Here is a 25,799-nt window from a genome sequence, read left to right as displayed (position 1 = left end):
GTCAGGCAGTCGCGCGGAACGGCCTGCCGAGGCAGGCGGGCGCTGCAAGTCTGGCATTGCGCCGTCCGGCCGAGATGAGCGCCAGGACGACGATGGTGGCGAGATATGGGAGGCTGGACAGGAACTCCGGCGCAAAGAAGGAGAAGCCGGCGGCCTTGGCCTGCAGTTCGAGCGTGATGACGGCGCCGAAGAGATAGGCGCCGAGAACGAGGCGCCCGGTGCGCCACGACGCGAAGACCACGAGCGCGATGGCGATCCAGCCGCGGCCGGCCGTCAGCCGCTCCGCCCACATCGGCGTCAGCACCAGCGAGTAATAGGAACCGGCCAGCCCCGCCATGGCACCGCCGAAGAGGACGGCGAGGTAGCGCACCGTCAGCACGGGATAGCCGATCGAATGCGCCGCCATGTCCGACTCGCCGATCGCGCGCAGGATCAGACCGGCGCGCGAGTGCTTCAGGAACCACCAGACGCCGAGCGTCAGGAGGAGGCCGATATAGACGAGCGGCGAATGGCCGAAGACCAGCCGCCAGATGGGATCGGTGGCAAGACTCGGCGGAAACAAGAGGCCGAGCGTCTGCGTGGTGATGCCGACGTAAGGAGCGCCCGCCAGGGCCGAGACGCCCGTTCCGAAGATGGTCAGCGCCAGGCCCGTCGCCACCTGATTGGCAGTGAGGCTGAGGGTGAGATAGCCGAAGATCAGCGACGAGGCGGCCGCCGCCGCCATTGCGGCAATGCAGCCGAGCACGGGCGAACCGGTGGTGACCGCGACGGCGAAAGCCGTCACGGCACCGATCAGCATCATGCCCTCGACGCCGAGGTTCAGAACGCCGGACTTCTCGGCGACGAGTTCGCCGAGCGCTGCGATGAGCAGCGGCGTCGCCGCACCGGCCACCGACATCAGGATCGAGATCAGAAGTGTCGTCGTCATGCTGCGACGCCTTCGGCACGGGCTTCCTGCGCAAGCGTGTCGGGTGACGCCTGCGGCGGCACTCCGGCGGCGGTCGGTGCCGGCGCACCGGTCGGCTGGCGTCGCCGCACCAGGCGGTAGCGCACGAGGATGTCGGCCGCGAGCAGGAAGAACAGCATCATCGCCTGGAAGACGCCGATCGCCGCCGCCGGCAGGCCGATCGTTGTCTGCGCCGTGTCGCCGCCGACATAGGTGAGCGCCAGCACCATGGCGGCGAGGAGGATGCCGACTGGGTGGAGCCGCCCGAGAAAGGCGACGATGATTGCAGTATAGCCGTAGCCGGTCGGAAAGGCCGGCACCATCTGCGCGAAGGGTCCGGCCGCCTCCAGAACGCCGGCAAGACCGGCAAAGGCGCCGCCGGCCATCAGCGCCAGCCACGTGGTGGACGGCGCGCTGAAGCCGCCGTAGCGCGCCGCCTGCGGCGCCAGCCCGACCACACGGATCTGGAAGCCTGTGATGCTGCGGGCGATCAGCAGCCAGACCGTCAAGGCCAGCGCCAGCGCGATCGGAACGCCGATATGGATCAGCGTGCCGGGCACTGCCATCGGCAGCGTTTCCCAGTCGGTGAAGAGGCGGGTCTGCGGGAAGTTGAACCCCATCGGGTCCTTCCACGGTCCGCGCATCAGGTAATAGAGCAGCTGGATGGCAACGTAGTTGAGCATCAGGCTCGACAGGATCTCGTTGACGTTGAGCCGCGTCTTCAGGATCGCCGGAATGCTCGCCCAGGCCATGCCACCGAGAATGCCGCAGACGATCATCAGCGGCAGGATCCAGCCGCCTTCCATGTCGTAGGCGGCAAGCGCGATGCCGGTGCCGGCGAGGCCGCCGAGGATATACTGCCCCTCGGCGCCGATGTTCCAGACATTGGCGCGAAAGCCGATCGACAGGCCCGTCGCGATCAGCGCCAGCGGCGCCGCCTTCACGAGAAGGTCCTGCCACCGATAGGCGCTCAGAAGCGGCGAGACGAAGATCTCGCGGATGGCGCCAAAGCCGTCATAACCGAGAAGGGTGAAGGCGATGGCGCCCGTTACCAGCGTCGCCACGACGGCGATCAGCGGCGCCGCCAGCACCATGGCGCGGCTCGGCTCGCGCCGCGGCTCGAGAATTAGCGCCATCAAGCAGCCTCGGCGGTGGCAGGCTCGCCATGGACGCCGCCCATCAGAAGACCGATCTCCTCGACGGACACAGACCCGACGGGGAGCGAGCGCGACAGCCGTCCCTCGTTGATGACGGCAATGCGATCGGAGAGTTCCAGCAACTCGTCGAGGTCCTGGCTGACCACGAGGATGGCGCCGCCGGCGGCCGCAAGATCGACCATGGCCTGGCGGATGAAGGCGGCGGCGCCCGCATCGACACCCCAGGTCGGCTGCGAGACGACGAGCACGGCCGGTGTCTGCATGATCTCGCGGCCCATGATGTATTTCTGCAGGTTGCCGCCGGACAGGCTGCCGGCGAAGGCTGCCGGCCCGGTCGCCTTGACGGAGAAGCCGGAGATGACGGAGCGGGCGAAATCCCGCGCCGCGCCAAGACGGATCAGGCCGCCGACCGTCAGCTTCTTACGCCGCCGGGCAGAGAGGACGGCATTGTCGGTCAGGGACATGCCGGGCACGGCGGCATGGCCATTGCGCTCCTCCGGCACGGCGGCAAGGCCGCGCGAGCGCCGTGCGGAGACGCCGAGCGCCAGTGATGGCACGCCGTCGATGGCAATCGAGCCGGTGACGCCATGATGGCGCTCGCCGGAGAGAACCGAGAGCAGCTCGTTCTGGCCGTTGCCCGCGACCCCGGCAATGCCGAGGATTTCGCCAGCCCGCACCTCGAAGGAGATCTCCTTCAGGCTGGTGCCGAAGGGCGGCTCGCCCGGCGCCGACAGTCCGTCGACGGCGAGGCGCACCGGGCCGAATTCGCCGCCGCTCTTGCGTTTGACGTCCTTCAGGCTGCCGCCGATCATCATCTCCGCCATGGCACGGGTGCTATGCTCGCGCGGGTCGCAGGTCTCAACCACCTTGCCGGCACGCAGGATGGTGGCGCTTTCGCAGAGCGCCTTGATCTCGTGCAGCTTGTGGGAAATGTAGAGGATCGAGCAGCCCTCGCGCGCCAGCTGGCGCAGCGTTTCGAACAGCTGCTCCACCTCCTGCGGCGTCAGCACCGAAGTCGGCTCGTCCATGATCAGGAGCTTCGGGCGCTGCAGGAGCGCGCGGACGATTTCGATGCGCTGGCGCTCGCCGACCGACAGCGTATGGACGTCGCGATGCGGATCGAGCGCGAGATGATAGGTGTCGAGCACCTGCCGCACCTTCGCCTCCAGTTCGCGGCGCGGCGGCGGATTGTCCATGCCGAGCGCGATGTTCTCCAGCACCGTCATCGCCTCGAACAGCGAGAAATGCTGGAACACCATGCCGATACCGAGAGCCCGCGCCTCGCGGGGCGAGCCGATGGAGACGGGCGCGCCATCCCACAGGATGGTGCCCTCATCCGCCCGCTGCACGCCGTAGATGATCTTGACCAGCGTCGACTTGCCGGCCCCGTTCTCGCCGAGCAGCGCATGGATCTCGCCGGGCGCGACGGAGAATGAGACGGATTCATTGGCGGTGACGCCCGGGAAGCGCTTGGTGATGCCCTGCAGTTCAAGACGCGGCGGCATGGAGTGGCGGCTGATCCCGTTGTTGGTCGGCTTCACTATTGCACCGCGGAAGGCCGGCTGCAAAGGTTCCATGCAGCTTTTCCCCCTGATTGGAAAGCAGGCAGACGGCGAGTTCCGCCGCCGTCATGGCGGCGATCACCTCCGGCCGCTTGTCGCGCAGCGCTGAACCACCGATCGGCAACACCAATCGTCCGATGAGGTCCCCGTCACCCTCCTCCTTCAGATAGCGGCGGAAGCGCTCGCGCTTGGTGGCCGAGCCGATCATCCCGACATAGGCGGCGTCGCCGCGGCGCAGCGCCCGGGCGGCGAGAAGAAAGTCCAGCGCGTGATCATGCGTCATCACCACGAAACCGGTGCGGGGCCGCGCCTGGTCGATTTCAGCTTCCGGCAGCGCGCTGGCGATGGTCGTCACGGCTTGGGGCGCGACATCCAGACGATCCCGGCGGCTGTCGATCAGGGTGATGGCGAAGGGCAGCGGCGCCAATGCCGCCGTAAGCGCCTGGCCCGTGGGTCCGGCGCCGAAGATCATCACTGCCGGGCGGCTGTCACGCTCCGCGCGCTCCTGCGCCTCCACACGCGACAACAGCGCGGCATCGGCCATCTCGAGCTGCAGGGACACGCTGCCGCCGCAGCACTGGCCGATGGCAGGCCCGAGCGGAACCTTCATCATCGCCACGCGCTCGCCATCGTGCAGCATTCGTCGGGCACGCTCGATCGCGTTGAACTCCAGGCGACCGCCGCCGATCGTGCCAGTGACATCATCGGGTGTGACGATCATCCGCACACCGGCCTCGCGCGGCGTGGAGCCGCGGGCTTCAGCCACAGTGACGAGAATGGCCGGCTGATCCGCTGCGACCATTTCGGCAAGCTGCCCGGCCGGCGTGGTCATCGGACGCCGCGCACGGCCTGCACCGCCGCCAGCACGCGCTCGGGCGTTGCCGGCGCGTCGAGATCGGGGAAGGCCTTGCCGTCGCCGGCAGCACACACGGCGTCAGTCAGCGCCGAGAAGACCGAAATCGCCAGCATGAAGGGCGGCTCGCCCACCGCCTTGGAGCGGTAGATCGTCGGGGCGCGGTTCTCGCCCTTCTCCCACAGACGGACGGTGAGGTTGTCCGGCCGGTCGTTGGCCGTCGGGATCTTGTAGGTGGAGGGCGCGTGGGTCCTCAGCCGCCCGGCCTTGTCCCACCAGAGCTCTTCCGTCGTCAGCCAGCCCATGCCCTGGATGAAGCCGCCCTCGATCTGCCCAAGGTCGAGCGCCGGGTTCAGCGACCGGCCGACATCGTGGAGGATATCGGCGCGCAGGAGCCGGTATTCGCCGGTCAGCGTGTCGATCGCGACCTCGGCGCAGGCCGCCCCATAGGCGAAATAGTAGAAGGGTGTCCCGGACGCACTCTCGCGATCGTAGTGGATGCCGGGCGTCGCGTAATAGCCGGTCGAGGACAGCGACTTGCGGGCCAGATAGGCCTCGCCGACGAGATCGGCGAAGCGCTTTTCCGCATTGCCGATGAGGACGCGGTTCGGCTGGAAGACCACCTGGTCACGTGCAACGTGATACTGCTCGCACGCATAGTCGATCAGCCGTTCCTTGATCGCGCGCGCCGCGGCCTGCGCCGCCATACCGTTGAGATCGGAGCCTGACGACGCGGCCGTCGCCGAGGTGTTCGGCACCTTGGCGGTGGTGGTCGAGGTGATCTTTACGTGGTCAATGTCGATCTGGAACTCCTCGGCGACGACCTGCGCCACCTTGGTGAACAGCCCCTGCCCCATCTCGGTGCCGCCGTGGTTCAGCTGCACCGAGCCGTCCTTGTAGACATGGACCAGCGCGCCGGCCTGATTGAGATGGCTGGTGGTGAAGGAGATGCCGAACTTCACCGGCGTCAGCGCCAGCCCCTTCTTCAGGACTGGGTTGTCCGCGTTGAAGCGGCGCACCGCCTCGCGCCGAACACGGTAGTCGCAGGACGCCTCCAGCTCGCCGACGATGTCCTCGATCACCGAGTCCGTGACGGCCATGTGGTAGGGCGTCAGCGCCCCACCCGCGGCGGGATAGAAGTTGCGCTTGCGCACATCGAGCGGATCCAGCCCCGTGGCAAAGGCGATCCGGTCCATCGCACGCTCGATCCCGACCATGCCTTGCGGGCCGCCGAAGCCGCGGAAGGCCGTGTTGGAAACGGTGTTGGTCTTCAGCCGCCGGGAATGGATGCGCGCAGCCGGCAGCGCATAGGCATTGTCGGCATGGAACATGGCGCGGTCGGCAATCGCGCCGGACAGATCGCGCGAATAGCCGCAGCGCACGACATGAGCGAAGTCCGCCGCCGCAATCCGCCCTTCCCGGTCGAAGCCGACGCGATAGTCCAGCCGCATCTCGTGACGCTTGCCGGTCATCACCATGTCGTCGTCGCGGTCTGGCCGACACTTCGCCGGGCGGCCGGTCACATGCGCCGCCAGCGCCGCGACGCTTGCAAACAGCGCCGGCTGCGATTCCTTGCCGCCGAAGCCGCCGCCCATGCGCCGCACCTCGACGGTCACAGAGTGGTCGGCAACGCCCAGCATCTTCGCGACATTGTGCTGGACCTCGGACGGGTGCTGCGTCGAGGAGCGCACGAGCATGTCGCCGTCCTCCTGCGGCACGGCCGTCGCGATCTGCCCTTCGAGATAGAAATGGTCCTGTCCGCCGACCTCGACCCGCCCCTCCAGCACCATCTCGGCGGATTGAAGCGCTGCATCGACATCGCCGAGGCGCATCGTGTGGGCGTCGAGCAGATCCTCGCCGGCAGCATCCGCCGAGACCAACGCCTCGTCGATGGTGATTGCCGCGGGCAGGTCCTCGAAGGTGAAGACCGCATGTTTGGCCGCCGCGCGCGCGGCTTCGATCGTCTCGGCCGCCACCGCGAAGAGCGGTTGGCCGACATATTCCACCGTCTGCGTCGGGAAGATCGGGTCATCGCCGAAGACCGGCGAATAGTCGTTCTTGCCCGGGATATCGGCGGCGGTCAGCACCGCATGGACACCCGGCGCCTGCCGGACGCCCGTGTAGTCGGCCGAGAGGATACGGGCATGCGCCCGCGGCGACAGGGCGATATAAACCTGCAGCGTTCCCGGCAGCTCAGGCTCGTCGTCGATGTAGCGCGCTGCGCCGGAGACGTGCTTGGCCGCACTGTCATGGGCGAGCGCCCGGGCGACGCCGCCGCGGATCTCCCCCTCATGCGTCGGCGGACGCTCGTGGAGTGCCGAAGGCGCGACGCCGCCGGCGCCGCTGCGATCCTGGATGCGCGTGACGTCCATCAGCCGGGCCTCGTCACGCGACGTCAGAGAGATCGAGAACGCGGGTCCGCGTGCCTGCCGCGCCTGTTTCCATCTGGAAGCGGCGCAGGAGATTGCCCGCAACGGTCAGCCGGTAGGCCGCGCTGGCCCGCATGTCGGTGAGCGGCGTGAAGTCGTCACGCAGCGCAGCCGCCGCCCGCTCGGCCGCCGCGGCATCGAACGGTTGACCGACAAGCGCCGCCTCGGCCGCCTTCGCCCGCTGCGGCGTTCCCGCCATGCCGCCGAAGGCGAGCCGCGCCTCGCGCACCAAGCCGTCATCGCCGAGCGTCAACCGGAACGCACCCATGACGGCCGAGATGTCGGAATCAAAGCGCTTGGAGATCTTGTAGCAGGCGAAAAGCTGGTCAGCCCTGAGCTTCGGAACGGTAACGGAGGCGACCAGCTCGCCTTTGGCGCGGTCCTGCCGCCCATATTCGATGAAGAAGTCCTCCAGCGGCAGCTCGCGGCCTACGGTTCCGTGGCGCAGTTGCAGCTGCGCGCCGAGCGCGATCAAGGCCGGCAGCAGGTCGCCGATCGGCGAGCCGTTGGCGATGTTGCCGCCGACGGTCCCCGCATTCCGGATCTGGTAGCCGGCGAAGCGGCGCATCAGCTCGCCGAGATCGGGATGGAGGTCTTCGAGGATGCGGCGCGCCTCGCGATGCGTCACCGTCGCGCCAAGTGTCACCGTGAGATCGTCATTAGACCAGCCGTGCAGCTCGGGCACGCGCGTCACGTCGATCAGCACGGGCAGTTCGCGATGCAGCTTCGTCACCCACAGCCCCACATCCGTCGCGCCGGCGACGAGCACAGCGTCCGGATGAGCGGCAGCCAGGTCGGCGAGCGCGTCGAGGCTGGCCGGCGCGAACCAGCGCGCGCCCTCGCCCTCATAGGCGAAGGTTTCGGCACCTCGTAGCGATCGAAGCCGCTCCGCCAACACCGCATCATCCGCTGCCGTGTCCGGCGGCTCGAGCCGGGCGAGATCGACGCCGGCGTCGATGATCGGCCCATAGCCTGTGCAGCGGCAAAGATTGCCGGCGATGACGTCCTTGACCGACTGGCGATCCGTGAGTGCGCCGGTCAGCCAGCCGGAATAGAGCTGCATGACGAAGCCGGGCGTGCAGAAGCCGCACTGGCTGGCATGATGATCGACCATCGCCTGCTGCAGCGGGTGGAGGCCGTTCCGCCCGAGTTGCTCGATCGTTTCGATGGCGCGGCCATGCAGCGACGGCACGAACTGGATGCAGGCGTTGACGGCGCGCCGCCGCAGACCGCCAGCCTCGTCCGGCTCGATCAGCATGACGGTGCAGGCGCCACAGTCGCCCTCGGCGCAGCCTTCCTTGGTGCCGGTCAGCCGTTCGGTGCGGCGCAGATGGTTAAGCATGGTCGTGGTCGGGCTGACGCCCTCGATCCGGCGCTCCTGCCCGTTGATGATGGTGCGGATCGCCTCGGCCATGGCTCTACGATCCCCGATAGGTGGAATAGCCGAACGGCGAGAGCAGCAGCGGCACGTGATAATGCGCCGCTTCCGCCATGCCGAAGCGGATCACGACGTCATCGAGGAACAGCGGCTCGGCGAGCCTGCCTTGCGTGCGCCGCAGGTAGTCGCCGGCGGCGAAAACGAGTTCGTAGCGTCCGGGCCGAAAGTCATCGCCCGACAGGAGCGGCTGATCGCAGCGTCCATCGGCATTGGTGAGCGCGTCGAGGATCGACTGCCGCGTCTCGCCATCGAGGCGGAACAGCGAAACACCAATGCCCGCTGCCGGTCGGCCGAGGCTCGTATCAAGGACATGGGTCGTCAGCCGACCCGTCTGATGTTCCGCCATGCGGCGTGATTCCGTCATCTGCACAACCGGTTATGGATGATGCCCGTCTCCCTCATGGCCGTCCAGCCTCCCTGCCGAGGGGCAATCGGCGGCGTTTCAGATGGCACCAGTAGGAATAGCGACCTTAAGCATCAGCCTCGTTCTCGGGTAATTTCACGAGCTGCCTTGTAATGACCATAGTCCACGCCTAGATATTCGCTATCGATCTTGCATGTTGAATTTCGTTTCGCGCTCAACGCTCCGACTGATTTCTCTTTCAAAATCGAATACCCGCCGCCGCTGGGCTTCGCGCTTGGCGACGAAATTCTATCGTCGATTTGAAAGGAAATCGTCATGACCGTTGGAACCGTGAAGTTCTTCAATGCCACCAAGGGCTTCGGCTTTATCCAGCCGGAAGATGGCTCGACCGATGTCTTCGTTCATATCTCGGCTGTCGAGCGCTCTGGCATGAGCACGATCGTCGAAGGCCAGAAGCTGAACTTCAACATCGTGCAGGACCGCCGCTCCGGCAAGTCCGCCGCCGACAACCTCAGCGCCGCCTGATCAGGCTGCGCGCCCTCGGGCATACAGATATCGCTTCCGCTCGCTGACCACGGATGTACTGGCAGCAAGCGTCGAGGCGATCGAGCGCCGGCTTTCGAGCCGGATGCTCTGGGAAGGTCGGGCAGCAGCCCGGCCTTTTTTTGTTTGTGAAGAGCGCCGCATTTCCCGTCCGCTTCCTGGCGGAAGGCTTGCTGCCTCGTCGCGCTCTGGCCTAGCGTCGCGTCCATCATGATGTGATGCAAGGCTCTCGCATGGCTGCCTACCCTCGCGATCTCCTCGGCTACGGCCGCACGCCGCCGGATCCGAACTGGCCGGGCGGGGCAAAGATCTGCGTGCAGTTCGTCGTCAACTACGAGGAGGGCGGCGAGAACGCCATCCTTCACGGCGATGCGGCCTCGGAAGGCTTCCTGTCGGAGATCGTCGGCGCCGCGCCGTGGCCCGGCATGCGCCACATGAACATGGAATCGATCTATGAATATGGCGCGCGCGCCGGCTTCTGGCGGCTCTGGCGCCTATTCACCGAGCGGGACATGCCGGTCACCGTCTACGGCGTCGCCACCGCGCTGGAGCGCAGCCCGGAGGCCGTCGCCGCGATGCAGGAAGCCGGCTGGGAGATTGCCTCGCACGGGCTGAAATGGATCGAGTACAAGGACTACGCCGCCGAGGATGAGCGCGCCCACATGCGTGAGGCGATCGCCCTTCATACGGCGATCACGGGCGAGCGTCCGCTCGGCTGGTATACCGGCCGCTCCTCTCGCCACACGCTGGACCTCGTCGCGGAGGAAGGCGGCTTCCTCTACGCCTCCGACGCCTATGCCGACGACCTGCCCTACTGGCAGGAGACACCGCACGGGCCGCTGCTGGTTCTGCCCTATACGCTCGATTCCAACGACATGCGCTTTGCGACGCCGCAGGGCTTCAACTCCGGCGACCAGTTCTTCGCCTATCTGAAGGACGCCTTTGACCTCCTTCATGCCGAAGGCGAAGCCGGCGCGCCGAAGATGCTGAATATCGGCCTCCATTGCCGCCTCGTCGGGCGCCCTGGGCGCGCCGCGGCGCTCGCCCGCTTCCTCGACTACATCAAGGCCAAGGAGGGCGTCTGGATTGCGCGGCGCATCGACATCGCCCGGCACTGGCGCGAGCACTTCCCCTACCGGCCGCGCTTTCGGCCGAGCAGCCTGTCCCGCGAGGCGTTCCTGTCCGTCTTCGGCGGCGTCTTCGAGCACTCGCCCTATCTGGCCGATCGCGCCTATGAGCGCGGGCTCGGCGCTGTCCACGACACGGCAGATGGCCTCACCGCCGCGCTGGTGACGCGTTTCCGCGCGGCGAGCGCCGAGGAACGGCTGGCTGTCCTCAAGGCGCATCCCGACCTTGCCGGCCGCCTGGCGCTGGTCGGCGGGCTGACCGACCAGTCGAAGGCCGAGCAGGCCGGCGCCGGGCTCGATCGGTTGACCGCCGACGAGCTCGCCCGCTTCACCGATCTCAATACCCGCTATGTCGAGCGCTTCGGCTTTCCCTTCATCATCGCCGTAAAGGGTCTGACCAAGGACGACATTCTCGCCGCCTTTGAGCAGCGGATCGGCAATGACCGCGAGGCCGAGCTTGCGACGGCAGCGCACGAAGTGGAAAAGATTGCCAGGCTGCGCATCGCCGGCATTTTCGCCGATGAGAACCGGCAGCAGGATCACGGCCCATCCTCCGGAGAGACAGCATGAGCAGCGAGCGTTTCGTCACCGCGCCCCCCGCGCCTGAGGCCGAGGGCCTGCTGAAGCGCTTCGTCGACCTCGCCCATCCGCGTCTCGGCACCGAGGTCACCTTCGCGACCGACGACTTCTTCGCTGACAAGAGCCGGCTGATCCAACCGGAGGCGCCGGTCTTCTATCCCGACCGCTTCGACGATCACGGCAAGTGGATGGACGGCTGGGAGTCACGTCGCAAGCGCGTCCCCGGCCACGACTGGTGCGTCATTCGCCTCGGCCAACGCGGAACTGTCCACGCCGTCGACGTCGACACCGCCTTCTTCACCGGCAACTTCCCGCCGGAGGCCATGATCGAGGCAGCCGATACCGTCGAAGAGCCGGGTGAGGCCGACTGGCGCGAGCTCGTGCCTCTGATGCCGCTGAAGGGCGACAGCCACAACGTCGTCACCGTCGCCGAGCCGCGCACCTGCCGCTGGCTGCGCCTCCACATCTATCCCGACGGCGGCGTGGCACGGCTGCGCGTCTACGGCCTCGTTGCCAAGGACTGGTCCGAGGTTCCGCATGGCGAGGTCGTCGATCTCGTGGCGGTCGAGAATGGCGGCACCGCAATCGCCTGGAACGATGCCCATTACGGATCGCCCGCCAACATGCTGGCGCCGGGCCGCGCGCCGGTGATGGCGGACGGCTGGGAAACGGCGCGCCGCCGCCGCCCGGGCAATGACTGGTGCGTCCTCAAGCTCGGCACGGCCGGGACGATCAACAGCGTGCTGATCGACACGCATCACTTCAAGGGCAACTTCCCCGACCGCTTCACGCTGCGAGCCGCGCGCCTGTCGACCGACCCCCTGCCGGAGGACATTGGCGATGACAGCGCGGAATGGCCGATCCTGGTACCGGAGACGAAGCTCGCCGCCGACGCGGTCCTCGAGATCGGTGAGGTGAAAGCGCTCGGCCCGGTCACCCATGTGCGGCTCGACATCTTTCCGGATGGCGGCGTCAGCCGGCTGCGCCTCTACGGCACCAAGGCGCCGTGAGCTTGCCCGTCGCGCTCCTGACGGCGGATGCCTTCAGACCCTTCGGCGAGGTGATCGAGCCGGACAATGCCGCCGAGATCCGCCTGATCAACGGCGGCACCACGACGCGCTTCCACGACATCGCGCCGGTGGACGTGTCGTCGCAGGGCGGTCGCCCGCTGATCTCGATCTTCCGCGGCAAGCCTTTCGCCCTGCCGATCGAGATCACCATGCTGGAGCGCCATCCGCTCGGCAGCCAGGCCTTCATGCCACTGTCGAACCGGCCTTACCTGGTTGTCGTCGCGCCGGATGAGAGCGGTCGGCCCGGCAGGCCGCAGGCCTTCCTTGCCACCGACCGTCAGGGCGTCTCCTACAGTCGCGGCACCTGGCATCATCCGCTGCTGGCCCTGGAGGACGTGAGTGACTTTCTGGTGATCGACCGCGGCGGCACGGGCAGCAATCTCCAGGAGTGGATGCTGACGCAGCCTGTCACGATCACGGCACTGTCCAACGCCTGATCCGCCGCATATGGCGCGGCGAAAGCTGCTTGTCCGGGCGAGAGAGCCAACGTGGCGCGGGTCGTTAGCCTCGCCCCGAAATGGCGGGGAACAAGCGTCCAATCCCCGCCTTCTTTCCCCATCGGCCGCTCCGTCGGCCTCGACAACGGGGAATCTCGATGAAATCCATTCTCATGGCAGCTGCCGGACTGGCCCTCTTCTCCACCACGGCTCTGGCCCAGACCTCGTCGGATCAGGAATTCGTGGCGAAAGCCGCCTCGTCCGGCATGTACGAGATCCAGTCCAGCCAGATGATCATGCAGGATCCGTCGGCCACTGCCGACGTGAAGACGTTCGCTCAGCAGATCATCAGCGATCATGAAAAGGCCGCAGCCGATTTGAAGCAGGCTGCCATGAAGTCGGACATCGCCGTTCCGATGGAGCTGACGGCCGAGGATCAGCAGATGCTCGAGCAGCTGACAGCCGCCGACAACAAGGTGCCGACCTACCTCAACCAGCAGGTGAAGGCTCACCAGAAGGCGCTTGCCCTGCATCAGGGCTACGGCTCGGCCGGCAAGGACGCCAACCTCAAGACCTATGCGGATGCGACGACGCCTGTCCTGGAGATGCACGCGATGCACGTCCAGAAGCTCCTCGACACAGATGCGACGGCGACGAGCTCGACCTCCGGCGGCACCACGGCTCCGGCGAACTGACCCGGCATCGGGTCTGATATAAGGACAGTCAGCGGGTGGTCGGCATCGTCGGCCACCCATTATCATGTGCGGCGGCCGCTCTGCCGGAAGCCGCTGATAGCGTTACCGAGCGCTTGATTTCAGCTCGGCAGCCGGGCTCGGCCGTCAGCCAGGAAGCTCAGGCTTAGCGCCAGCAGCACCAGGCCGACGGCAACAGGCGCGGCGGACGGCGCGAAGACCTCCATCGCCAGACCCGTGATGATCGACCCCGAGGCGCTGCCGCCGGCATAGGCCAGCGAGAACAGCGCTGTCCCCGCAACGAGGAGGCCGCCGGACGCACGCTCTCCCAGCAGCGTCAGCGCAGCCGTCATCACGGCAAAGCTGGCTGCGCCAATGACGGCAAAGACCAGAAGGATCGCCGCGTCGGACCGGACCAAGGGCAGCAGCAGGAAGCCGCCTGCGGCCATGACGCCGGCGCCGATCCCGACCTTCAGCCGCGGTAGCGTATCGAGAAGATAGCCCACGACAGGCTGGGCGAAGGCGGTCGGCAGCGCCAGCACGGTGACGCTCAGCGCCGCGAAGGACTCCGAATGGCCGATCCGCACGAAGTAGATCGGCATACCGGAAATCGCCGCGATGTCGGCAAAGCCGAAGGCGAGAACCATCACCGGCAGCACCGGCCAACGCCGCAGCACCTCGAACAGCGCACCTGCCGGCACGCTCTCCGGCCTGGTGCGGGCGCGGCGGGCGAGCAGGGCCGTCGTGAAAGCGACCACGGCGACGTAGATGGCGGTCATGGCGAAGGCAAAGCCATGCGCCGTGCCGACGAGCGGGATCGCGACGGGCCCGGCGGCAAAGCCAAGGCACATGCCGGCGCCGTAGATGCCCGACACGCGTCCGCGAATGTGGTCGGGACAGGCCGCATGCAGCCAGGCCTCGCTGAGGATGAACACCGTGCCAGCGCACAGGCCGAGCAGAAGGCGCGCTGCGAACCAGACCAGCAGGCTGTCAGCCAGGCTGAATGCGGCCAAGGCCAGCGAGCAGCCGCCGAGCGCCGCGACGATCAGGGCATCACCGCGGAGGCGCGTCGTGAGATGGCGGATGAGCAGCGTCGCGGCGGCGAGCCCGGCAGCGAACACGGCCGCGTTGAGCCCGATCAGCGACGCCGAGACACCGAGACGCTCGAGCGACAGGGAGATCAGCGGATAGGTCAGCCCCTGCGCGACGGCGAAGGCCGAAATGCCGAGGACGACGGCCACGATCGCGGCACGATCCAGCGTGGCCTCGCCGGCGAGACCCTCCGCACCGGCCGCGTCAGCCACAGCGTCGTGTCGCATCGCCACGCTCGCCCCGCCACCGCGCCTGGCCCGCGAGGCGGCCAAGGGCGTCTAAGCACTTTGTGATCATCACACCACCGCCGGTGCGCTCGACGAGCCTCGCCAGCAACTGGGCGATGATGAGCTCGTGCGGCGAAGGCTCGCAGGCCGCCTTCTTATCGAGCTCACGCGGCGGCTGCGATGGACGGCAGGCCCCCCGCCTCGGACAGGAAGGCGAGGATGTCGGCGAGACCGCGCTGGCGCGACAGGTCGGCGAAGACCGTCGGCAGCGTGCCGCGCCCGCGGGCCGCATCCGTCGCCATGCGGTCTAGGTTGGCGCCGACATGCGGCGCAAGATCGGTCTTGTTGACGATCAGGAGGTCGGAGCGGGTGATCGCCGGGCCGCCCTTTCGCGGGATGTCGTCGCCCTGGCACACCGAGATCACATAGATCGAAAGGTCGACGAGATCGGGCGAGAAGGTCGCGGCAAGATTGTCGCCGCCGGACTCCACCAGCACGAGATCGAGGTGAGCGTGGCGGGTGCGCAGCTCGCGGATGGCGGCGAGGTTGATCGAGGCATCCTCGCGGATCGCCGTATGCGGGCAGCCGCCCGTCTCGACGCCGATGATGCGGTCGGCCGGCAGCGCCTGCAGCCGCACCAGCGCCTCGGCATCCTCGCGGGTATAGATGTCGTTGGTCACAACGCCGATCGACCAGGTCTCGCGCGCCGCTTTGCAGAGCTTCTCGACGAGTGTCGTCTTGCCGGAACCGACGGGGCCGCCGATGCCGACGCGCAAGGGGCCATGGGGGGAGATCATGAGCGGAACAGCCTCGGCTGAAGGGTCTCGTGCCGCATCGCGGCGATGTCAGAGGTTAAGCCGGCACTGCCGAGATCGTCCAGCGTCGAGTGTGCCGCGCCTTCGGCTGCCGCGATCAGCACCGGCTCCAGCGCTTTGAGCGCCCGCACGCCGTCACTCTGGCCAAGTGGGACGAGGCGCACGGCAACGCTGACGAGGTTGGCGGCAAAGCCGTTCGCATAGGCAAGCAGCGCGTCACCGGGCGCTATGCCGTTGAGGGCGGAGAGCCGAGCAACCGCGACGGGATAGGCGATGGCGGGCGCCGGCAGCAGCGGATCGTCCGGTTCGGACGCACCTTCCGGCGAGTTCTCCGCGCCGTCCGTCAGCCACGGCGCCGAGGCCGCAGCGAAAGCCGCACCAAGCGCCAGCGTCTCGGCACGCCGCTCGGCCGTGCCGGCCAGCGCGACCGCAAGTTCAGCGACGGCTTCCAGGTGCTCACCGTCATTGCTGCGCGCCGCCGCATAGGCCTCGCGGAACAGGACGAGGTCGTTCCAGCCGCTGGCGCTGTCCACCAGCGTGGCGATCCAATTGACCAGCGTCGCGCGATCGCCGACCTGGCCCTCGCGGATGGCGGTTTCCAGGCCGTGCGACCAGGCAAAGCCACCGACGGGGAAGGCCGGCGAAAGCCAGGTGAGGAGATTGAGGAGTTGGGCCGGCGATTGCCCTTCCCCGCCGCCGCCGCCCCCGCTGGCGATGTCCATCTTCGGCGCTACCAGGTCAGCGATGGCCGTGCCCATGCGTATGCGAATGGCCATGGTCGTCGACCAGAGCGTCCGACTGCGTCGCGTCATCATGGCCGTGATGATGGCCAGCCGAGCCATGCGCCTCGTGTCCGCCATGGCTTCCGGCGTAGGCGCCGCCTTCAGGATGGAACGGCGCCTCGACCTCCTCCAGGCTCGCGCCGAGTCCGGCAAGCATCTCCGCGATCACCGGATCGCGCCGGATCAGGATTCGGTCGGCCGCAATCTCGGCGGCCAGATGCCGGTTGCCGATGTGCCAGGACAGGACAAGGAGATGCCGGGCATCGTGCCCTGCGACGGCAAGCAGCGGCTCGGGCTTGGCGAGGACTTCGACGAAACGGCCATCCTCCAGCGCCAGCCGGTCGCCTTGGCGCAGCAGCACGGCCTCAGGCAGATCGAGCATGAAGGCGATGCCGTTGTCGCTGACCATTGCCATGCGCCGGCGGTGCCGCGCCGTCTCGTCCAGCGTGATCGTGTCGTCGGCAGTCGCCTGCTGCGGACCGGACACAACTTCAGTCGCACGTATCATTCGTTATCCCAGGCTCCTGCGGACATTCCACAGATAGATCGTCTGCTATCTGCAGTCACGGTGCCCTGACAGGTCCTGGCATTGCGAGAGGAAAAGCCGGATCGGCTGATCGGGTCCGGCTTCAAGCGCCTACCACTCGACGGCGATGTACTTGGTCTCGCAGAATTCGAGGATGCCATGATGGGCGCCCTCGCGGCCGAGCCCGCTCTGCTTGACGCCACCGAACGGTGCGGCGGGATCGGAGGCGAGGCCGCGATTGAGGCCAATCATGCCGGCTTCGATCCGCTCGGAGACGCGCAGGCCGCGAGCGAGATCGCGCGTGTAGACATAGGCGATCAGCCCGTACTCCGTATCGTTTGCGGCGGTGACGACCTCGTCCTCGGTATCGAAGGCGGTGATCGCCGCAATCGGCCCGAAGATCTCCTCGTTGCGCATCCGGGCATCGGGACCGACATGGCTGATGACGGTCGGCGGGAAATAGAAGCCGTCGCGCTCGATCACCTGGCCGCCCGTCAGCACCGTCGCGCCGCGCGACACGGCGTCGGTGACCAGCGCCGCATTGCGATCGACGGCGCCGCGGTTGATCAGCGGCCCGCACTCGACGCCCTCCTCGTAGCCCGGCCCGACCTTCAGCGCGCCCATGCGCGCGGCAAGCCGCTCGGAGAAGGCATCGATGATGCCGCGCTGGACGTAGAAGCGGTTCGCCGCCGTACAGGCCTCACCGCCATTGCGCATCTTGGCGATCATGGCGCCCTCGATCGCCGCATCGAGATCGGCATCGTCAAAGACGATGAAGGGCGCGTTGCCACCGAGTTCCATGGAGCAGGAGACGATCGTATCGGCGGCTTCGCGCAGGAGCTTGCGGCCGACTTCGGTGGAGCCGGTGAAGGAGAGCTTGCGCACCCGTCGATCGTGCAGCATCGCCGAAACCAGCGGACCGGCCCGATCGGTCGTCAGCACGTTGACGACGCCGTCCGGCACGCCGGCCTCGGCATAGAGGGCGGCGAGCGCATAGGCCGTCAGCGGCGTCTCGGTCGCGGGCTTCAGGACGCAGGTGCAGCCGGCGGCGAGCGCCGGGGCGATCTTGCGCGTCGCCATGGCGGCCGGGAAGTTCCACGGCGTCACCAGTACCGCAACCCCGATCGGCTGGTGCTGGACGACGATCCGGTTGGCGCCGGAGGGGGCGCGGGAGATATCGCCGTTCAGCCGCACCGCCTCCTCGGAGAACCAGCGGAAGAACTCGGCGGCGTAGGTCACCTCGCCTCGGGCATCAGTAAGCGACTTGCCGTTCTCGAGGCTGATCAGAGCAGCCAGCTGCTCGCGCTGTTCGATCATCAGCTCGAAGCAGCGGCGCAGGATCTCCGAGCGCTTGCGCGGCGCCGTCGCGGCCCAGGCCGGGCCTGCCTCATAAGCCGCGGCCACAGCATCCAACGCGTCATCCTCGCCGGCATCGGCAACGCCGGCGATGACGGCCCCGGTGGATGGGTCGAGCACATCGATGCGCTTTCCCGTGGAGCCTTCCCGCCAGCGTCCGCCGATCAGGAGGTCGGTCGGTATGGAGGAAAGGTCGAGTGCCGCCGCAAAGCCGGTCGTGTGGAGTGTCATCGTCTCAGCCTCTCTTTTCGCCGGCATTCGCCAGAAGGCGGGCCCGGTCGCCATCGAACGCTGCCTGGACCAGCCTCGTCATGGAGGACAGGTCGAGCGGTCGAGGATTGTTCTTCACCAGCCGGGCGCTCGCCATCGCGCCCTCTGCGATGCCGCCGATCTGGTCCTGCGACACGCCGAGATCGGCGATGCTACGCGGGATGCCGATCGCGGCAAAGAGCTCGGCGACCGCGTCGGTCGCAGCGCTCGCGCGCTCGGCCACAGACCGCCTCGCACGCTCCAGTCCGAGAGCCTCGCCGATATCGGCGAGCTCGGCCTCGCAATGGCTTTGGTTGAACGCCATGACATAGGGCATCATCGCGGCGACGCCGGCACCGTGCGGCGTGTGCGTCAGCGCCCCGATCGGGTACTGCACCGCATGGGCCGCCGCTGTGCCCGCCGTGCCGAAGGCGAGCCCTGCGGCGGTGGAGCCCAGCATCATCGTCTCGCGGGCCTCTCGGTCGCTCCCGTCCTCGACCGCGCGCTTCAGACTGGAGCCGATCATCCTGATCGCCATCAACGCGTAGGCATCGCTCAGCTCGTTCTTGCCGAGGAAGACGTGCTCATGTGCGATCGTGCCGGTCGGCTCGCGGCGCAGCGTCGTGAAGGCTTCGATCGCATGGGTCAGCGCGTCGGCGCCGGAGATCGCCGTCAGACCGGGCGGGCAGGACCATGTCAGCTCCGGATCGCAGATCGCCGTGTGGCTGATGAGATGCGGGCTGGCGATGCCTATCTTCATCGCGCGGTCCGGATCGGCGATCACCGCGACCGGCGTCACCTCCGAGCCGGTGCCGGCCGTCGTCGGCAGCGCGATCAGCGGCAGCACCGGACCGGGCACCTTGAACTCGCCGTAGTAGTCCGAGGCCCGCCCGTCATGGGCAAGCAGCAGCGCCGCGACCTTCGCGGCATCAAGGCAGCTGCCGCCGCCGATGCCGATCACCAGATCGGCGCCGAAGGCCCGTCCCGCCTCGACGGCGGCGTCGATGCAGGCAAGCGGCAGCTCGGGAATCGTGCCGTCAAAGACCGTCGTCGCGACACCCGCGCCGCGCAGAGCATCGACCAGCTGCACGAAGTCGGCCTCGGCCGACAGACGCGCGTCGGTGACGATCAGCGCGTGCTGGCCAAGCGCCCTGGCGTAGCCCGGCAGGGCGCGGCGCTGGCCTGTGCCGAAGACGAGGTTGCGCGGCTGGCGCAGGAGTCCGAACAGGGACATGCGGCGTCCTCAAATAGCGGGCAGCTCCCGCAACGTGCAGGCGGTTATCGAAGAGCGGAGGGCGGCGCCTGCTTCAGGTGACGCCGCCGTCGGCGACGATGGTGCGCCCGGTGATCCAGCCGGCTTCGGCTGAAGCAAGGAAGGCGACGATCCCGGCGATGTCGTCCGGCTGACCGATGCGGCCGAGCGGCGTCATGCTGAGGATCTGCTCGCCGCGCTCCTGAAGGATCGTGCGCGTCATGTCGGTCTCGATGACGCCCGGCGCGACCGCATTGACGGTGATACCGCGGCCCCCGAGCTCCTTGGCAAAGCCGTGCGTCAGCGTCACCACGGCAGCCTTCGAGGCCGAGTACACCGTGCTCGACGGGATCGGCCGGAAAGCCAGCGCCGAGGCGACATTGATGATGCGCCCGCCCGGCGAGGGCAGATGCGGCAGCGCCGCCTGCGTGACCAGCACGGTGCCGAGAACATTGGCGTCGAAGATCGCGCGGACATAGGCCGTGTCCATCTCGCCGAGCTTGCGATAGGTGCCGACGCCGGCGCAATTGACGACGACGTCGAGCCCGCCGAACGTCTCGACCGTCGTTGCCACCAGCCTGTCGACCGCCGCGGCGTCGGCGATGTCGGCTTGCACCGCGATGCAGCGGCCGCTGCCATCCGACAGCTCGCCCGCCAGCCGCTCGGCCGCATCGCGATCCGACCGGTACACGACGACCACACGGTGGCCATCGGCCGCAAATCGCCTGACGATGCCCGCGCCGATGCCGCGCGAGCCGCCGGTGACGAGGACCACCTTGCCCTCTGACGTGCCTGCCGCGCTCATTGTGCCGAGCCCTCCTCGCCGGGCATCGGATAATCGTCGGCGTTAAGCACCCATCCCTGCTTCTGCGAGAAATCCAGCCGCGGCGGCGCGAAGATGTCGACGAGCTGGTTCAGGTGCTCGTCCATGCCGCGCGAGGTGTGGATCGCCGGCGGCGGGATGACGGTGATCGAGGGCGTTCCGCAGAGTTCGTGCTCGTCCGCCCGCCACGCGTTGAGATCGGCCGTCCATGGCCAGCGCAGGTGGTGCGTGAAGGCGCCGGCGAGCACCAGTGAGCACTGCTCGAAATCGTCGTGATAGTGCGGCGACAGCTTGGTGATGTCGCGCGGCTGCCGCTCGACGGGGAGCATGTTCACCATGAGCGTGGTGCAGCGGAAGATGCGGCCGAAGCGGCCCGGCTCGTCCGGCACATCCAGCGAGTAGAAGCGGATTCGGTGGCCGCCCCGTGGTTCTGGCCAAGGCTGAAAGGGCGGGATGTTCGGATGCGGGGTCGCATAGGCGTCGGCATTGGCCGACGCGGCTGTGAGATCCTCCGACTGGCTGGTGAACATCCGCACCAGCCGCCCGCCCTTCGGCAGCGTGACCGTGCTGTCGCCCGGCGGCACGAAGGCGATGGAGTGGCCGGGAACCTCCTGCGTCTGACCCTCCCAGGTAATCGTCGCCGGCGCGTCCCGATCGGGCAGCAGGACGACATATTCGTCGACCTGGCCGGACCGGCTGAACGTGCCACCGGCCTCCGCCTGCGTGTGAGCAATGACGAAAGCCTGCCCGCGCCCGATCCAGGTCTTGCCGTTCGCATCGTCGGCCTGCGGCGGCATGTCGTAGAAGCGGACGTAGTCGGCGGCGGCAAAGCTTGTGGCGGCGGGGGTGGGCGTCGGCCGGGCAGCGGTGGAAAGCGAGGATCGCGGATCGTCGGCTGAGTACATGATCGTCGTCCTTGAGGATGTCGTCGAGGCGCGCGACGTTGCGGTTTCAATGCGCCTTGGCGTTGGGACCGAAGCCGGCGAAGATGCCGTTCGGGAAGAGCAGCAGCACGAGCAGGAGGACGCTCAGCGCAGCGACGTTCTTGAAGCCGGCGCCGAGGACAACGATGGCGAGGGCCTGCAAGACGCCCAGCAGCAAGCCGCCGGCCAGCGCCCCGCCGGCGCGGCCGAAGCCGCCGATGATCGCGGCGATGAAGCCGTTGACGCCGAAGGGCGTGCCGACATTGTAGGCGGTGTACTGCGTCGGCGTGACGAGGATGCCGGCGATGGCGCCGAGCGCCGCACTGAGGCCGAAGGCCAGCAGCATCATCCGCGCCACCGGAATGCCGAGGAGCTGGGCGGCCTCGCGGTTCTGCGAGCAGGCCCGCAGCGCCCGCCCCGACCGGGTGCGGGTGAAGAAGAGCCAGAGCGCCAGCACCAGCAAGGCGCCGCAGCCGAGGATCCAGAACAGCTGGTAGCCGATCGCGACGTCGCCGAGCTTCAACGGCCCACCGCTGGTGAACTCCTCATAGGTGCGCGGGCGGTCGCCGAGGGTGAGCAGCGTAATGCGCTCCACCATGATCTGCGCGGCCAGCGTCGCAAGGATGATGGCAAAGAGCGTCGCGCCGCGGTTCATCATCGGGCGCACGATGGCGACCTCCATGAGGAGGCCTGACAGGGCGACCAGCGGGATCGTCAGGACGACCGCGAGGATCAGCGGGATGCCCAGCGATGTCAGGAGCGCCTGGCACACCATGCCGCCAAGCATCACGAAGACGCCCTGGGCGAAGTTCACGATGCCGCTGGCATTGTAGATGACGCAGAAGCCGATGCCGACGAGGCCGTAGATCAGGCCGACACTGATGCCATTGACGATGCTCTGGGTGAATTCGATCGCATTAGGCATCGAGCGTCTCCGTACCACCGAGATAGGCCGCGATGACGTCGGGATGCGCCTTGATTTCGTCGGGCGTTCCTTCCGCGATCTTGCGGCCGAAATCGAGCACGACGATCCGCTGTGCGATCTGCATGACGAGGCTCATGTCGTGCTCGATGAGAATGACGGTCGTCCCGCCGGCATGGATGCGCCGGATGACCTCGGCGAGTGCGGCAGTCTCCTGCATGTTGAGACCGGCGGCGGGCTCGTCGAGCAGCAGCAGGCGCGGCTTGGCGGCCAACGCCCGCGCGACCTCCAGCAGCCGCTGGCGGCCATAGGGCAGGCTGTCGGCCGGCATGTCGGCCTGCTTCTCCAGCCCGACGAAGCGCAGGAGTTCGCGGGCGGTGGCGCGCACCTCCTCCTCCTGGCGGCGCATCGACGGCGGACGCAGCAGGGCGGAAAAGACGCCGCCCTCCGTCACCCGGTGGCTGCCGATCTCGACATTCTCCAAGACGGTCAGCTGCTTGAAGAGCTGCACGAGCTGGTAGGTGCGGATCAGGCCGGAACTTGCGACTCGGTGCGGCGAGGCACCGGTGATGTCGCGCCCGTCGAAGTGGATCGAGCCGGTCGTCGGCGGGAAGAAGCCGGAGATGACGTTGAACAGCGTCGTCTTGCCGGCGCCATTCGGGCCGATGACGGCCAGGAGCTCGCCCTCCTTCACGTCGAAGGAGATGGCGTCGTTGGCCAGCAGGCCACCGAAGCGCTTGGTCTCGTTCTGGACAGACAGAAGCGCCACGGTCACGCCTCCTCGAGCTTGCGGCTCTTGCCGCGCGCAAAGAGACTGGAGAGGCCGGCAAGGCCACGCGGCGCGAAGATCAGGATGAAGATGAGAATCGCGGTGTAGGCGATGTCCTGCATCTCCTGCAGTCCGCGTAGCGCTTCGGGCAGGATGGACACGATGATCGCCCCGATCATCGGGCCCCATGTCGTGCCGATGCCGCCGAGATAGAGCATCGCGAAGCTCTGCACGACCATCGTCACCCCGAAGACCTCCGGGCTGATGAAGCCGACGAAATGGGCAAACAGCGAGCCGGCGGCGGAAGCGTAGAGCGCGGCGATGACGAAGGCGATCAGCTTGCAGCGGGCGATATCGATGCCGAGCGCCCGCGCGGCGGCCTCGCTGCCGGCGATCGCGGCCAGCGCCCGCCCGAAGCGCGACTGACGCAGGCGATTGCTGATGAAGATGCCGAAGAGTGCGAGGACCAAGAGCGCGACGAGCTGCTGCTCGACGGTGCCGAGCTCGTAGCCGAGGAGGCTCAGCGGCGGCACGCCGGAATAGCCCATGTAGCCCTGCGTCAGGCTCGTCCATTCGATGCTGATCTCGTAGACGATAAGGCCGAGCGCGAAGGTCGCCATGGCGAGGTAGTGGCCGCGCAGGCGCAGAGTCGGGTAGCCGACCAGCAGCGCCGCGATGCCCGAAATCACCATGGTGACGATGAGCGCCGGCAACGGCCCCCAGCCGTAATCCGCGCAGAGAATGGCGCTGCCATAGCCGCCGATGGCGGCGAACGCGCTCTGCCCGAACGAGGCCTGCCCCGTATAGCCCATGAAGAAGTTCAGGCCGGTGCAGAAGATCGTGTAGATGAAGGCAAAGCCGAGCACGGTCACGGCGTAGGAGCCGGACAGGAGACCTATACCTGTCAGCACGATCGCAGCGGCGATCGGCAGCAGCGTTCGCCACGGGATCATCCCGGCCGGCTCAGTGGAGATAGTAGCGTGCGAGGTCATGATAGGATGCGATCTCGTCTGTCTTGAGTTCAGCGACGATCCGGCCGAGCGAGATGACGTAGACGCGCTGCGCGAGCTTGAGCGCGAGCGGCGCCTTTTGTTCCACGAGGAGGATGCCGATGCCGCGCCGGTTGAGCTCGCCGAGCGTGCTGAGGATCTCCCCCGCAACCCGCGGAGCGAGCCCGAGCGAGGGCTCGTCGAGCATCAGGAGCTGGGGCTTGGCCATCAGCGCCCGGCCGATCGCCAGCATCTGCTGCTCGCCGCCGGAGAGCGAGCCGGCGGTCTGATCCAGCCGCTCGCGCAGGCGCGGGAACAGCTCGAACACCGCCTTCATCTGCGCGTCGACCTCGCCGGGCTGGAGATAACCGCCGATGACGAGGTTCTCGCGCACGCTCATCTGCGGGAACAGCCCCCGGCCTTCCTGCACCATGACGATGCCGCGGCGCGCCAGCTTGTGGGTTGGCAGGCCGCTGACATCCTCGCCGCGGAAGTAGATGCGGCCGCGACCCGCCACCAGCCGCGTCAGCGCCCGCAGCAGCGTGCTCTTGCCCGCACCATTGGGCCCGAGAACCGTGACGATCTCCCCCTCCGCGACGACGAGACTGGTCGGCTGCAGCGCCTGCACATGTCCGTAGCGGGCCGAGACGTCCTCGGCCCTGAGGAGGGGATCGGCCTCCGCAGCCGTGTTGCGACCCGTCATTGCGCCAGGACCAACTCACCGCCAGCGAACTTGCCGATCAGGAACGGGTTCTCGGTGATGCCGACATGGTGCTCCTTGGAGAAGTTGTAGGTGGCGTAAGCGCCCTGGTGCGAAGGCACCTTTTCGGTCGCGTCCCGCATTGCCTCGCCTTCCACGGAGTTGGCGACTTCGGCCGCCTTGGCCATCACCATCATGGAATCCCAGGCGCGTGCACCATTGGCAGCGTCGCGATCCGGATACTTGGCCGACCAGTATTTCAGGAAGGCATCGACAGCCTCCTTCCGGGGCCCCGGCTTCAGCTCCTTGGGAAGCTGCACGGGCGGCGAAACGAAGAGGAAGCGGTCACCGAGCACCTCACCGGCTTGGCGGAAGATCGAGCCGTCATCATTGCTCGACATCAGGATCATCTTGTCGAGGCCGAGCTGCCGGATGTTCTTGGCGGCGGTCACGGTCGAGCCGCCCTGGCCGATCTTGATGACGGCACCGGCGCCCGCCGCATTGATGCGGCCGATCTGGACGCTCATGTCGGCGTCGTCCGCCTTGTAGGATTCCTGCGCCACCACCTCGATGCCGAAATTGGCGGCCAGTTCCTCGGCCAGCCCCTTCATCAGGAGGGCGTAGGGCGTCGGATCATAGAGGAGGCCCACCTTGCGGACGTCGGTCTTGTCCTTGAGGTACTGGTAGCGTGGCTCGACCTCGAAGCGCGGCGGCGGCAGGAAGCTGAAGGCCCAGGCCTGTTCCTCCTCGCGCTTGGGCAGGATCGAGCAGAGATACATCGGCAGTTCCGCGCGCATCACGAAGGCGGCGGCGGCGAAGTTGCCGGCCGAGACGCAGCCGCTGTCGAAGATCTGCACCTCGTCGCTCGACAGCATCTTGCGGTAGCCGACCACGGCATCCTGCGGCTGCGAGCGGTTGTCCTCGGTGATGATCTCGATCTTGCGGCCGAGGATGCCGCCCTTCTCGTTCAGCGCTTCCGCCGCGACGGCCATGCCATCGCGCCAGGCGCGGTCGACCACGGCCGCATAGCCGGTGAGCCCGACGGACGATCCGATCTTGAAACTGTCCTCTGCCCTTACCGGGCCCGACAGCATGGATGCGGCCATGGCGGCAGCCAAAGCCAAGCGAAACTTGGGCATTCTCTCCTCCCTGATGAACAACGACCGCTCCCCCGGTG

25 protein-coding genes are annotated in these 25,799 nt (G+C 67.5%); 5 read left to right on the top strand and 20 right to left on the bottom strand.

All coding sequences use genetic code 11. The features are described 5' to 3' along the window. Nucleotide 1 precedes the first annotated feature (1 nt). Genes C0R46_RS13560 through uraH form a run of 7 tightly spaced genes read right to left on the bottom strand, consistent with a single transcriptional unit; the run spans nt 2 to nt 8,731 of the window. Complete coding sequence (locus C0R46_RS13560) at nt 2-928, bottom strand: ABC transporter permease (RefSeq protein ID WP_102960174.1); 927 nt, start codon at nt 926-928, stop codon at nt 2-4. After that, nucleotides 925-2,082: an ABC transporter permease gene (locus tag C0R46_RS13555; protein ID WP_102960173.1), complete on the bottom strand. Its 1,158-nt coding sequence runs from the start codon at nt 2,080-2,082 to the stop codon at nt 925-927. Before C0R46_RS13555 ends, C0R46_RS13560 begins: the two co-directional genes overlap by 4 nt. Then, complete coding sequence (locus tag C0R46_RS13550; protein ID WP_102960270.1) at nt 2,082-3,608, bottom strand: ABC transporter ATP-binding protein; 1,527 nt, start codon at nt 3,606-3,608, stop codon at nt 2,082-2,084. The genes C0R46_RS13555 and C0R46_RS13550 overlap by 1 nt, the downstream gene beginning before the upstream one ends. Next, a complete protein-coding gene (xdhC, locus tag C0R46_RS13545; protein WP_102960172.1) occupies nt 3,592-4,497 on the bottom strand; it encodes a xanthine dehydrogenase accessory protein XdhC in 906 nt (301 codons plus the stop codon). The genes C0R46_RS13550 and xdhC overlap by 17 nt, the downstream gene beginning before the upstream one ends. Further along, the gene (gene xdhB, locus C0R46_RS13540) at nt 4,494-6,890 is read right to left on the bottom strand and encodes a xanthine dehydrogenase molybdopterin binding subunit (RefSeq protein WP_102960171.1); all 2,397 of its coding nucleotides are present in this window, start codon (nt 6,888-6,890) and stop codon (nt 4,494-4,496) included. Before xdhB ends, xdhC begins: the two co-directional genes overlap by 4 nt. Before the next feature lie 13 nt (nt 6,891-6,903). After that, nucleotides 6,904-8,361, bottom strand: a complete 1,458-nt coding sequence (xdhA, locus tag C0R46_RS13535) for a xanthine dehydrogenase small subunit (RefSeq protein WP_102960170.1) — start codon at nt 8,359-8,361, stop codon at nt 6,904-6,906. A gap of 4 nt (nt 8,362-8,365) precedes the next feature. Beyond that, a complete protein-coding gene (gene uraH / locus C0R46_RS13530; protein WP_102960169.1) occupies nt 8,366-8,731 on the bottom strand; it encodes a hydroxyisourate hydrolase in 366 nt (121 codons plus the stop codon). Between the two features lie 333 nt (nt 8,732-9,064). Between uraH and C0R46_RS13525 the strand changes: the two genes are divergently transcribed. From C0R46_RS13525 to C0R46_RS13505, 5 genes are all read left to right on the top strand, one after another. Beyond that, the gene (locus C0R46_RS13525) at nt 9,065-9,274 is read left to right on the top strand and encodes a cold-shock protein (protein ID WP_102960168.1); all 210 of its coding nucleotides are present in this window, start codon (nt 9,065-9,067) and stop codon (nt 9,272-9,274) included. A gap of 251 nt (nt 9,275-9,525) precedes the next feature. Beyond that, nucleotides 9,526-10,989: an allantoinase PuuE gene (puuE, locus tag C0R46_RS13520; protein ID WP_245413577.1), complete on the top strand. Its 1,464-nt coding sequence runs from the start codon at nt 9,526-9,528 to the stop codon at nt 10,987-10,989. Then, nucleotides 10,986-12,008 (top strand): allantoicase, encoded by a 1,023-nt coding sequence (gene alc, locus C0R46_RS13515; RefSeq protein ID WP_102960166.1) that lies wholly within the window; start codon nt 10,986-10,988, stop codon nt 12,006-12,008. The genes puuE and alc overlap by 4 nt, the downstream gene beginning before the upstream one ends. Then, nucleotides 12,005-12,505, top strand: coding sequence for an ureidoglycolate lyase (locus C0R46_RS13510; protein ID WP_102960165.1), 501 nt, complete (start codon nt 12,005-12,007; stop codon nt 12,503-12,505). Before alc ends, C0R46_RS13510 begins: the two co-directional genes overlap by 4 nt. A gap of 158 nt (nt 12,506-12,663) precedes the next feature. Next, nucleotides 12,664-13,200: a DUF4142 domain-containing protein gene (locus tag C0R46_RS13505; RefSeq protein WP_157944645.1), complete on the top strand. Its 537-nt coding sequence runs from the start codon at nt 12,664-12,666 to the stop codon at nt 13,198-13,200. A gap of 119 nt (nt 13,201-13,319) precedes the next feature. Here C0R46_RS13505 and C0R46_RS13500 read toward each other — a convergent pair whose 3' ends face one another. The 13 genes from C0R46_RS13500 to C0R46_RS13440 form a co-directional block, all read right to left on the bottom strand. Then, a complete protein-coding gene (locus C0R46_RS13500; RefSeq protein WP_102960163.1) occupies nt 13,320-14,516 on the bottom strand; it encodes an MFS transporter in 1,197 nt (398 codons plus the stop codon). A 164-nt stretch (nt 14,517-14,680) separates the two neighbouring features. Beyond that, on the bottom strand, nt 14,681-15,313 hold the full coding sequence (gene ureG, locus C0R46_RS13495; RefSeq protein WP_102960162.1) for an urease accessory protein UreG: 633 nt from the start codon (nt 15,311-15,313) through the stop codon (nt 14,681-14,683). Then, a complete protein-coding gene (locus C0R46_RS13490) occupies nt 15,310-16,107 on the bottom strand; it encodes an urease accessory protein UreF (protein WP_245413576.1) in 798 nt (265 codons plus the stop codon). Before C0R46_RS13490 ends, ureG begins: the two co-directional genes overlap by 4 nt. Beyond that, a complete protein-coding gene (locus C0R46_RS13485; RefSeq protein ID WP_102960161.1) occupies nt 16,070-16,621 on the bottom strand; it encodes an urease accessory protein UreE in 552 nt (183 codons plus the stop codon). The genes C0R46_RS13490 and C0R46_RS13485 overlap by 38 nt, the downstream gene beginning before the upstream one ends. A 129-nt stretch (nt 16,622-16,750) precedes the next feature. Next, nucleotides 16,751-18,226 (bottom strand): NAD-dependent succinate-semialdehyde dehydrogenase, encoded by a 1,476-nt coding sequence (locus C0R46_RS13480; RefSeq protein ID WP_102960268.1) that lies wholly within the window; start codon nt 18,224-18,226, stop codon nt 16,751-16,753. Nucleotides 18,227-18,230: 4 nt separating this feature from the next. Next, entirely contained in the window at nt 18,231-19,478 is a 1,248-nt protein-coding gene (locus C0R46_RS13475; RefSeq protein WP_102960160.1) for an iron-containing alcohol dehydrogenase, read from the bottom strand. 73 nt (nt 19,479-19,551) lie between these two features. Next, nucleotides 19,552-20,301 (bottom strand): SDR family NAD(P)-dependent oxidoreductase, encoded by a 750-nt coding sequence (locus tag C0R46_RS13470; protein WP_102960159.1) that lies wholly within the window; start codon nt 20,299-20,301, stop codon nt 19,552-19,554. Continuing rightward, nucleotides 20,298-21,224: a cupin domain-containing protein gene (locus tag C0R46_RS13465; protein WP_102960158.1), complete on the bottom strand. Its 927-nt coding sequence runs from the start codon at nt 21,222-21,224 to the stop codon at nt 20,298-20,300. The genes C0R46_RS13470 and C0R46_RS13465 overlap by 4 nt, the downstream gene beginning before the upstream one ends. A gap of 46 nt (nt 21,225-21,270) precedes the next feature. Further along, nucleotides 21,271-22,167: a branched-chain amino acid ABC transporter permease gene (locus C0R46_RS13460; RefSeq protein ID WP_102960157.1), complete on the bottom strand. Its 897-nt coding sequence runs from the start codon at nt 22,165-22,167 to the stop codon at nt 21,271-21,273. Further along, on the bottom strand, nt 22,160-22,933 hold the full coding sequence (locus tag C0R46_RS13455; protein ID WP_102960156.1) for an ABC transporter ATP-binding protein: 774 nt from the start codon (nt 22,931-22,933) through the stop codon (nt 22,160-22,162). Before C0R46_RS13455 ends, C0R46_RS13460 begins: the two co-directional genes overlap by 8 nt. Before the next feature lie 2 nt (nt 22,934-22,935). After that, the gene (locus C0R46_RS13450; protein WP_157944644.1) at nt 22,936-23,886 is read right to left on the bottom strand and encodes a branched-chain amino acid ABC transporter permease; all 951 of its coding nucleotides are present in this window, start codon (nt 23,884-23,886) and stop codon (nt 22,936-22,938) included. Nucleotides 23,887-23,896: 10 nt separating this feature from the next. Next, on the bottom strand, nt 23,897-24,625 hold the full coding sequence (locus tag C0R46_RS13445) for an ABC transporter ATP-binding protein (protein ID WP_102960154.1): 729 nt from the start codon (nt 24,623-24,625) through the stop codon (nt 23,897-23,899). Continuing rightward, nucleotides 24,622-25,761, bottom strand: a complete 1,140-nt coding sequence (locus tag C0R46_RS13440) for an ABC transporter substrate-binding protein (RefSeq protein WP_102960153.1) — start codon at nt 25,759-25,761, stop codon at nt 24,622-24,624. Before C0R46_RS13440 ends, C0R46_RS13445 begins: the two co-directional genes overlap by 4 nt. Nucleotides 25,762-25,799: the final 38 nt, after the last annotated feature.

The sequence above is a fragment of the Mangrovicella endophytica genome, assembly GCF_002893625.1.
Lineage (GTDB): Bacteria > Pseudomonadota > Alphaproteobacteria > Rhizobiales > Rhizobiaceae > Mangrovicella > Mangrovicella endophytica.
Note: the sequence above shows the minus strand (reverse complement) of the source record. Positions and strands in the feature narration are given on the sequence as shown.

What these genes read in the sequence shown, in the direction of transcription:
- C0R46_RS13560 (WP_102960174.1), bottom strand. Translation starts at nt 928, where the DNA reads ATGACGACGACACTTCTGATCTCGATCCTGATGTCGGTGGCCGGTGCG.
- C0R46_RS13555 (WP_102960173.1), bottom strand. Translation starts at nt 2,082, where the DNA reads ATGGCGCTAATTCTCGAGCCGCGGCGCGAGCCGAGCCGCGCCATGGTG.
- C0R46_RS13550 (WP_102960270.1), bottom strand. Translation starts at nt 3,608, where the DNA reads ATGCCGCCGCGTCTTGAACTGCAGGGCATCACCAAGCGCTTCCCGGGC.
- xdhC (WP_102960172.1), bottom strand. Translation starts at nt 4,497, where the DNA reads ATGACCACGCCGGCCGGGCAGCTTGCCGAAATGGTCGCAGCGGATCAG.
- xdhB (WP_102960171.1), bottom strand. Translation starts at nt 6,890, where the DNA reads ATGGACGTCACGCGCATCCAGGATCGCAGCGGCGCCGGCGGCGTCGCG.
- xdhA (WP_102960170.1), bottom strand. Translation starts at nt 8,361, where the DNA reads ATGGCCGAGGCGATCCGCACCATCATCAACGGGCAGGAGCGCCGGATC.
- uraH (WP_102960169.1), bottom strand. Translation starts at nt 8,731, where the DNA reads ATGGCGGAACATCAGACGGGTCGGCTGACGACCCATGTCCTTGATACG.
- C0R46_RS13525 (WP_102960168.1), top strand. Translation starts at nt 9,065, where the DNA reads ATGACCGTTGGAACCGTGAAGTTCTTCAATGCCACCAAGGGCTTCGGC.
- puuE (WP_245413577.1), top strand. Translation starts at nt 9,526, where the DNA reads ATGGCTGCCTACCCTCGCGATCTCCTCGGCTACGGCCGCACGCCGCCG.
- alc (WP_102960166.1), top strand. Translation starts at nt 10,986, where the DNA reads ATGAGCAGCGAGCGTTTCGTCACCGCGCCCCCCGCGCCTGAGGCCGAG.
- C0R46_RS13505 (WP_157944645.1), top strand. Translation starts at nt 12,664, where the DNA reads ATGAAATCCATTCTCATGGCAGCTGCCGGACTGGCCCTCTTCTCCACC.
- C0R46_RS13500 (WP_102960163.1), bottom strand. Translation starts at nt 14,516, where the DNA reads ATGCGACACGACGCTGTGGCTGACGCGGCCGGTGCGGAGGGTCTCGCC.
- ureG (WP_102960162.1), bottom strand. Translation starts at nt 15,313, where the DNA reads ATGATCTCCCCCCATGGCCCCTTGCGCGTCGGCATCGGCGGCCCCGTC.
- C0R46_RS13490 (WP_245413576.1), bottom strand. Translation starts at nt 16,107, where the DNA reads ATGGCCATTCGCATACGCATGGGCACGGCCATCGCTGACCTGGTAGCG.
- C0R46_RS13485 (WP_102960161.1), bottom strand. Translation starts at nt 16,621, where the DNA reads ATGATACGTGCGACTGAAGTTGTGTCCGGTCCGCAGCAGGCGACTGCC.
- C0R46_RS13480 (WP_102960268.1), bottom strand. Translation starts at nt 18,226, where the DNA reads ATGACACTCCACACGACCGGCTTTGCGGCGGCACTCGACCTTTCCTCC.
- C0R46_RS13475 (WP_102960160.1), bottom strand. Translation starts at nt 19,478, where the DNA reads ATGTCCCTGTTCGGACTCCTGCGCCAGCCGCGCAACCTCGTCTTCGGC.
- C0R46_RS13470 (WP_102960159.1), bottom strand. Translation starts at nt 20,301, where the DNA reads ATGAGCGCGGCAGGCACGTCAGAGGGCAAGGTGGTCCTCGTCACCGGC.
- C0R46_RS13465 (WP_102960158.1), bottom strand. Translation starts at nt 21,224, where the DNA reads ATGTACTCAGCCGACGATCCGCGATCCTCGCTTTCCACCGCTGCCCGG.
- C0R46_RS13460 (WP_102960157.1), bottom strand. Translation starts at nt 22,167, where the DNA reads ATGCCTAATGCGATCGAATTCACCCAGAGCATCGTCAATGGCATCAGT.
- C0R46_RS13450 (WP_157944644.1), bottom strand. Translation starts at nt 23,886, where the DNA reads ATGATCCCGTGGCGAACGCTGCTGCCGATCGCCGCTGCGATCGTGCTG.
- C0R46_RS13445 (WP_102960154.1), bottom strand. Translation starts at nt 24,625, where the DNA reads ATGACGGGTCGCAACACGGCTGCGGAGGCCGATCCCCTCCTCAGGGCC.
- C0R46_RS13440 (WP_102960153.1), bottom strand. Translation starts at nt 25,761, where the DNA reads ATGCCCAAGTTTCGCTTGGCTTTGGCTGCCGCCATGGCCGCATCCATG.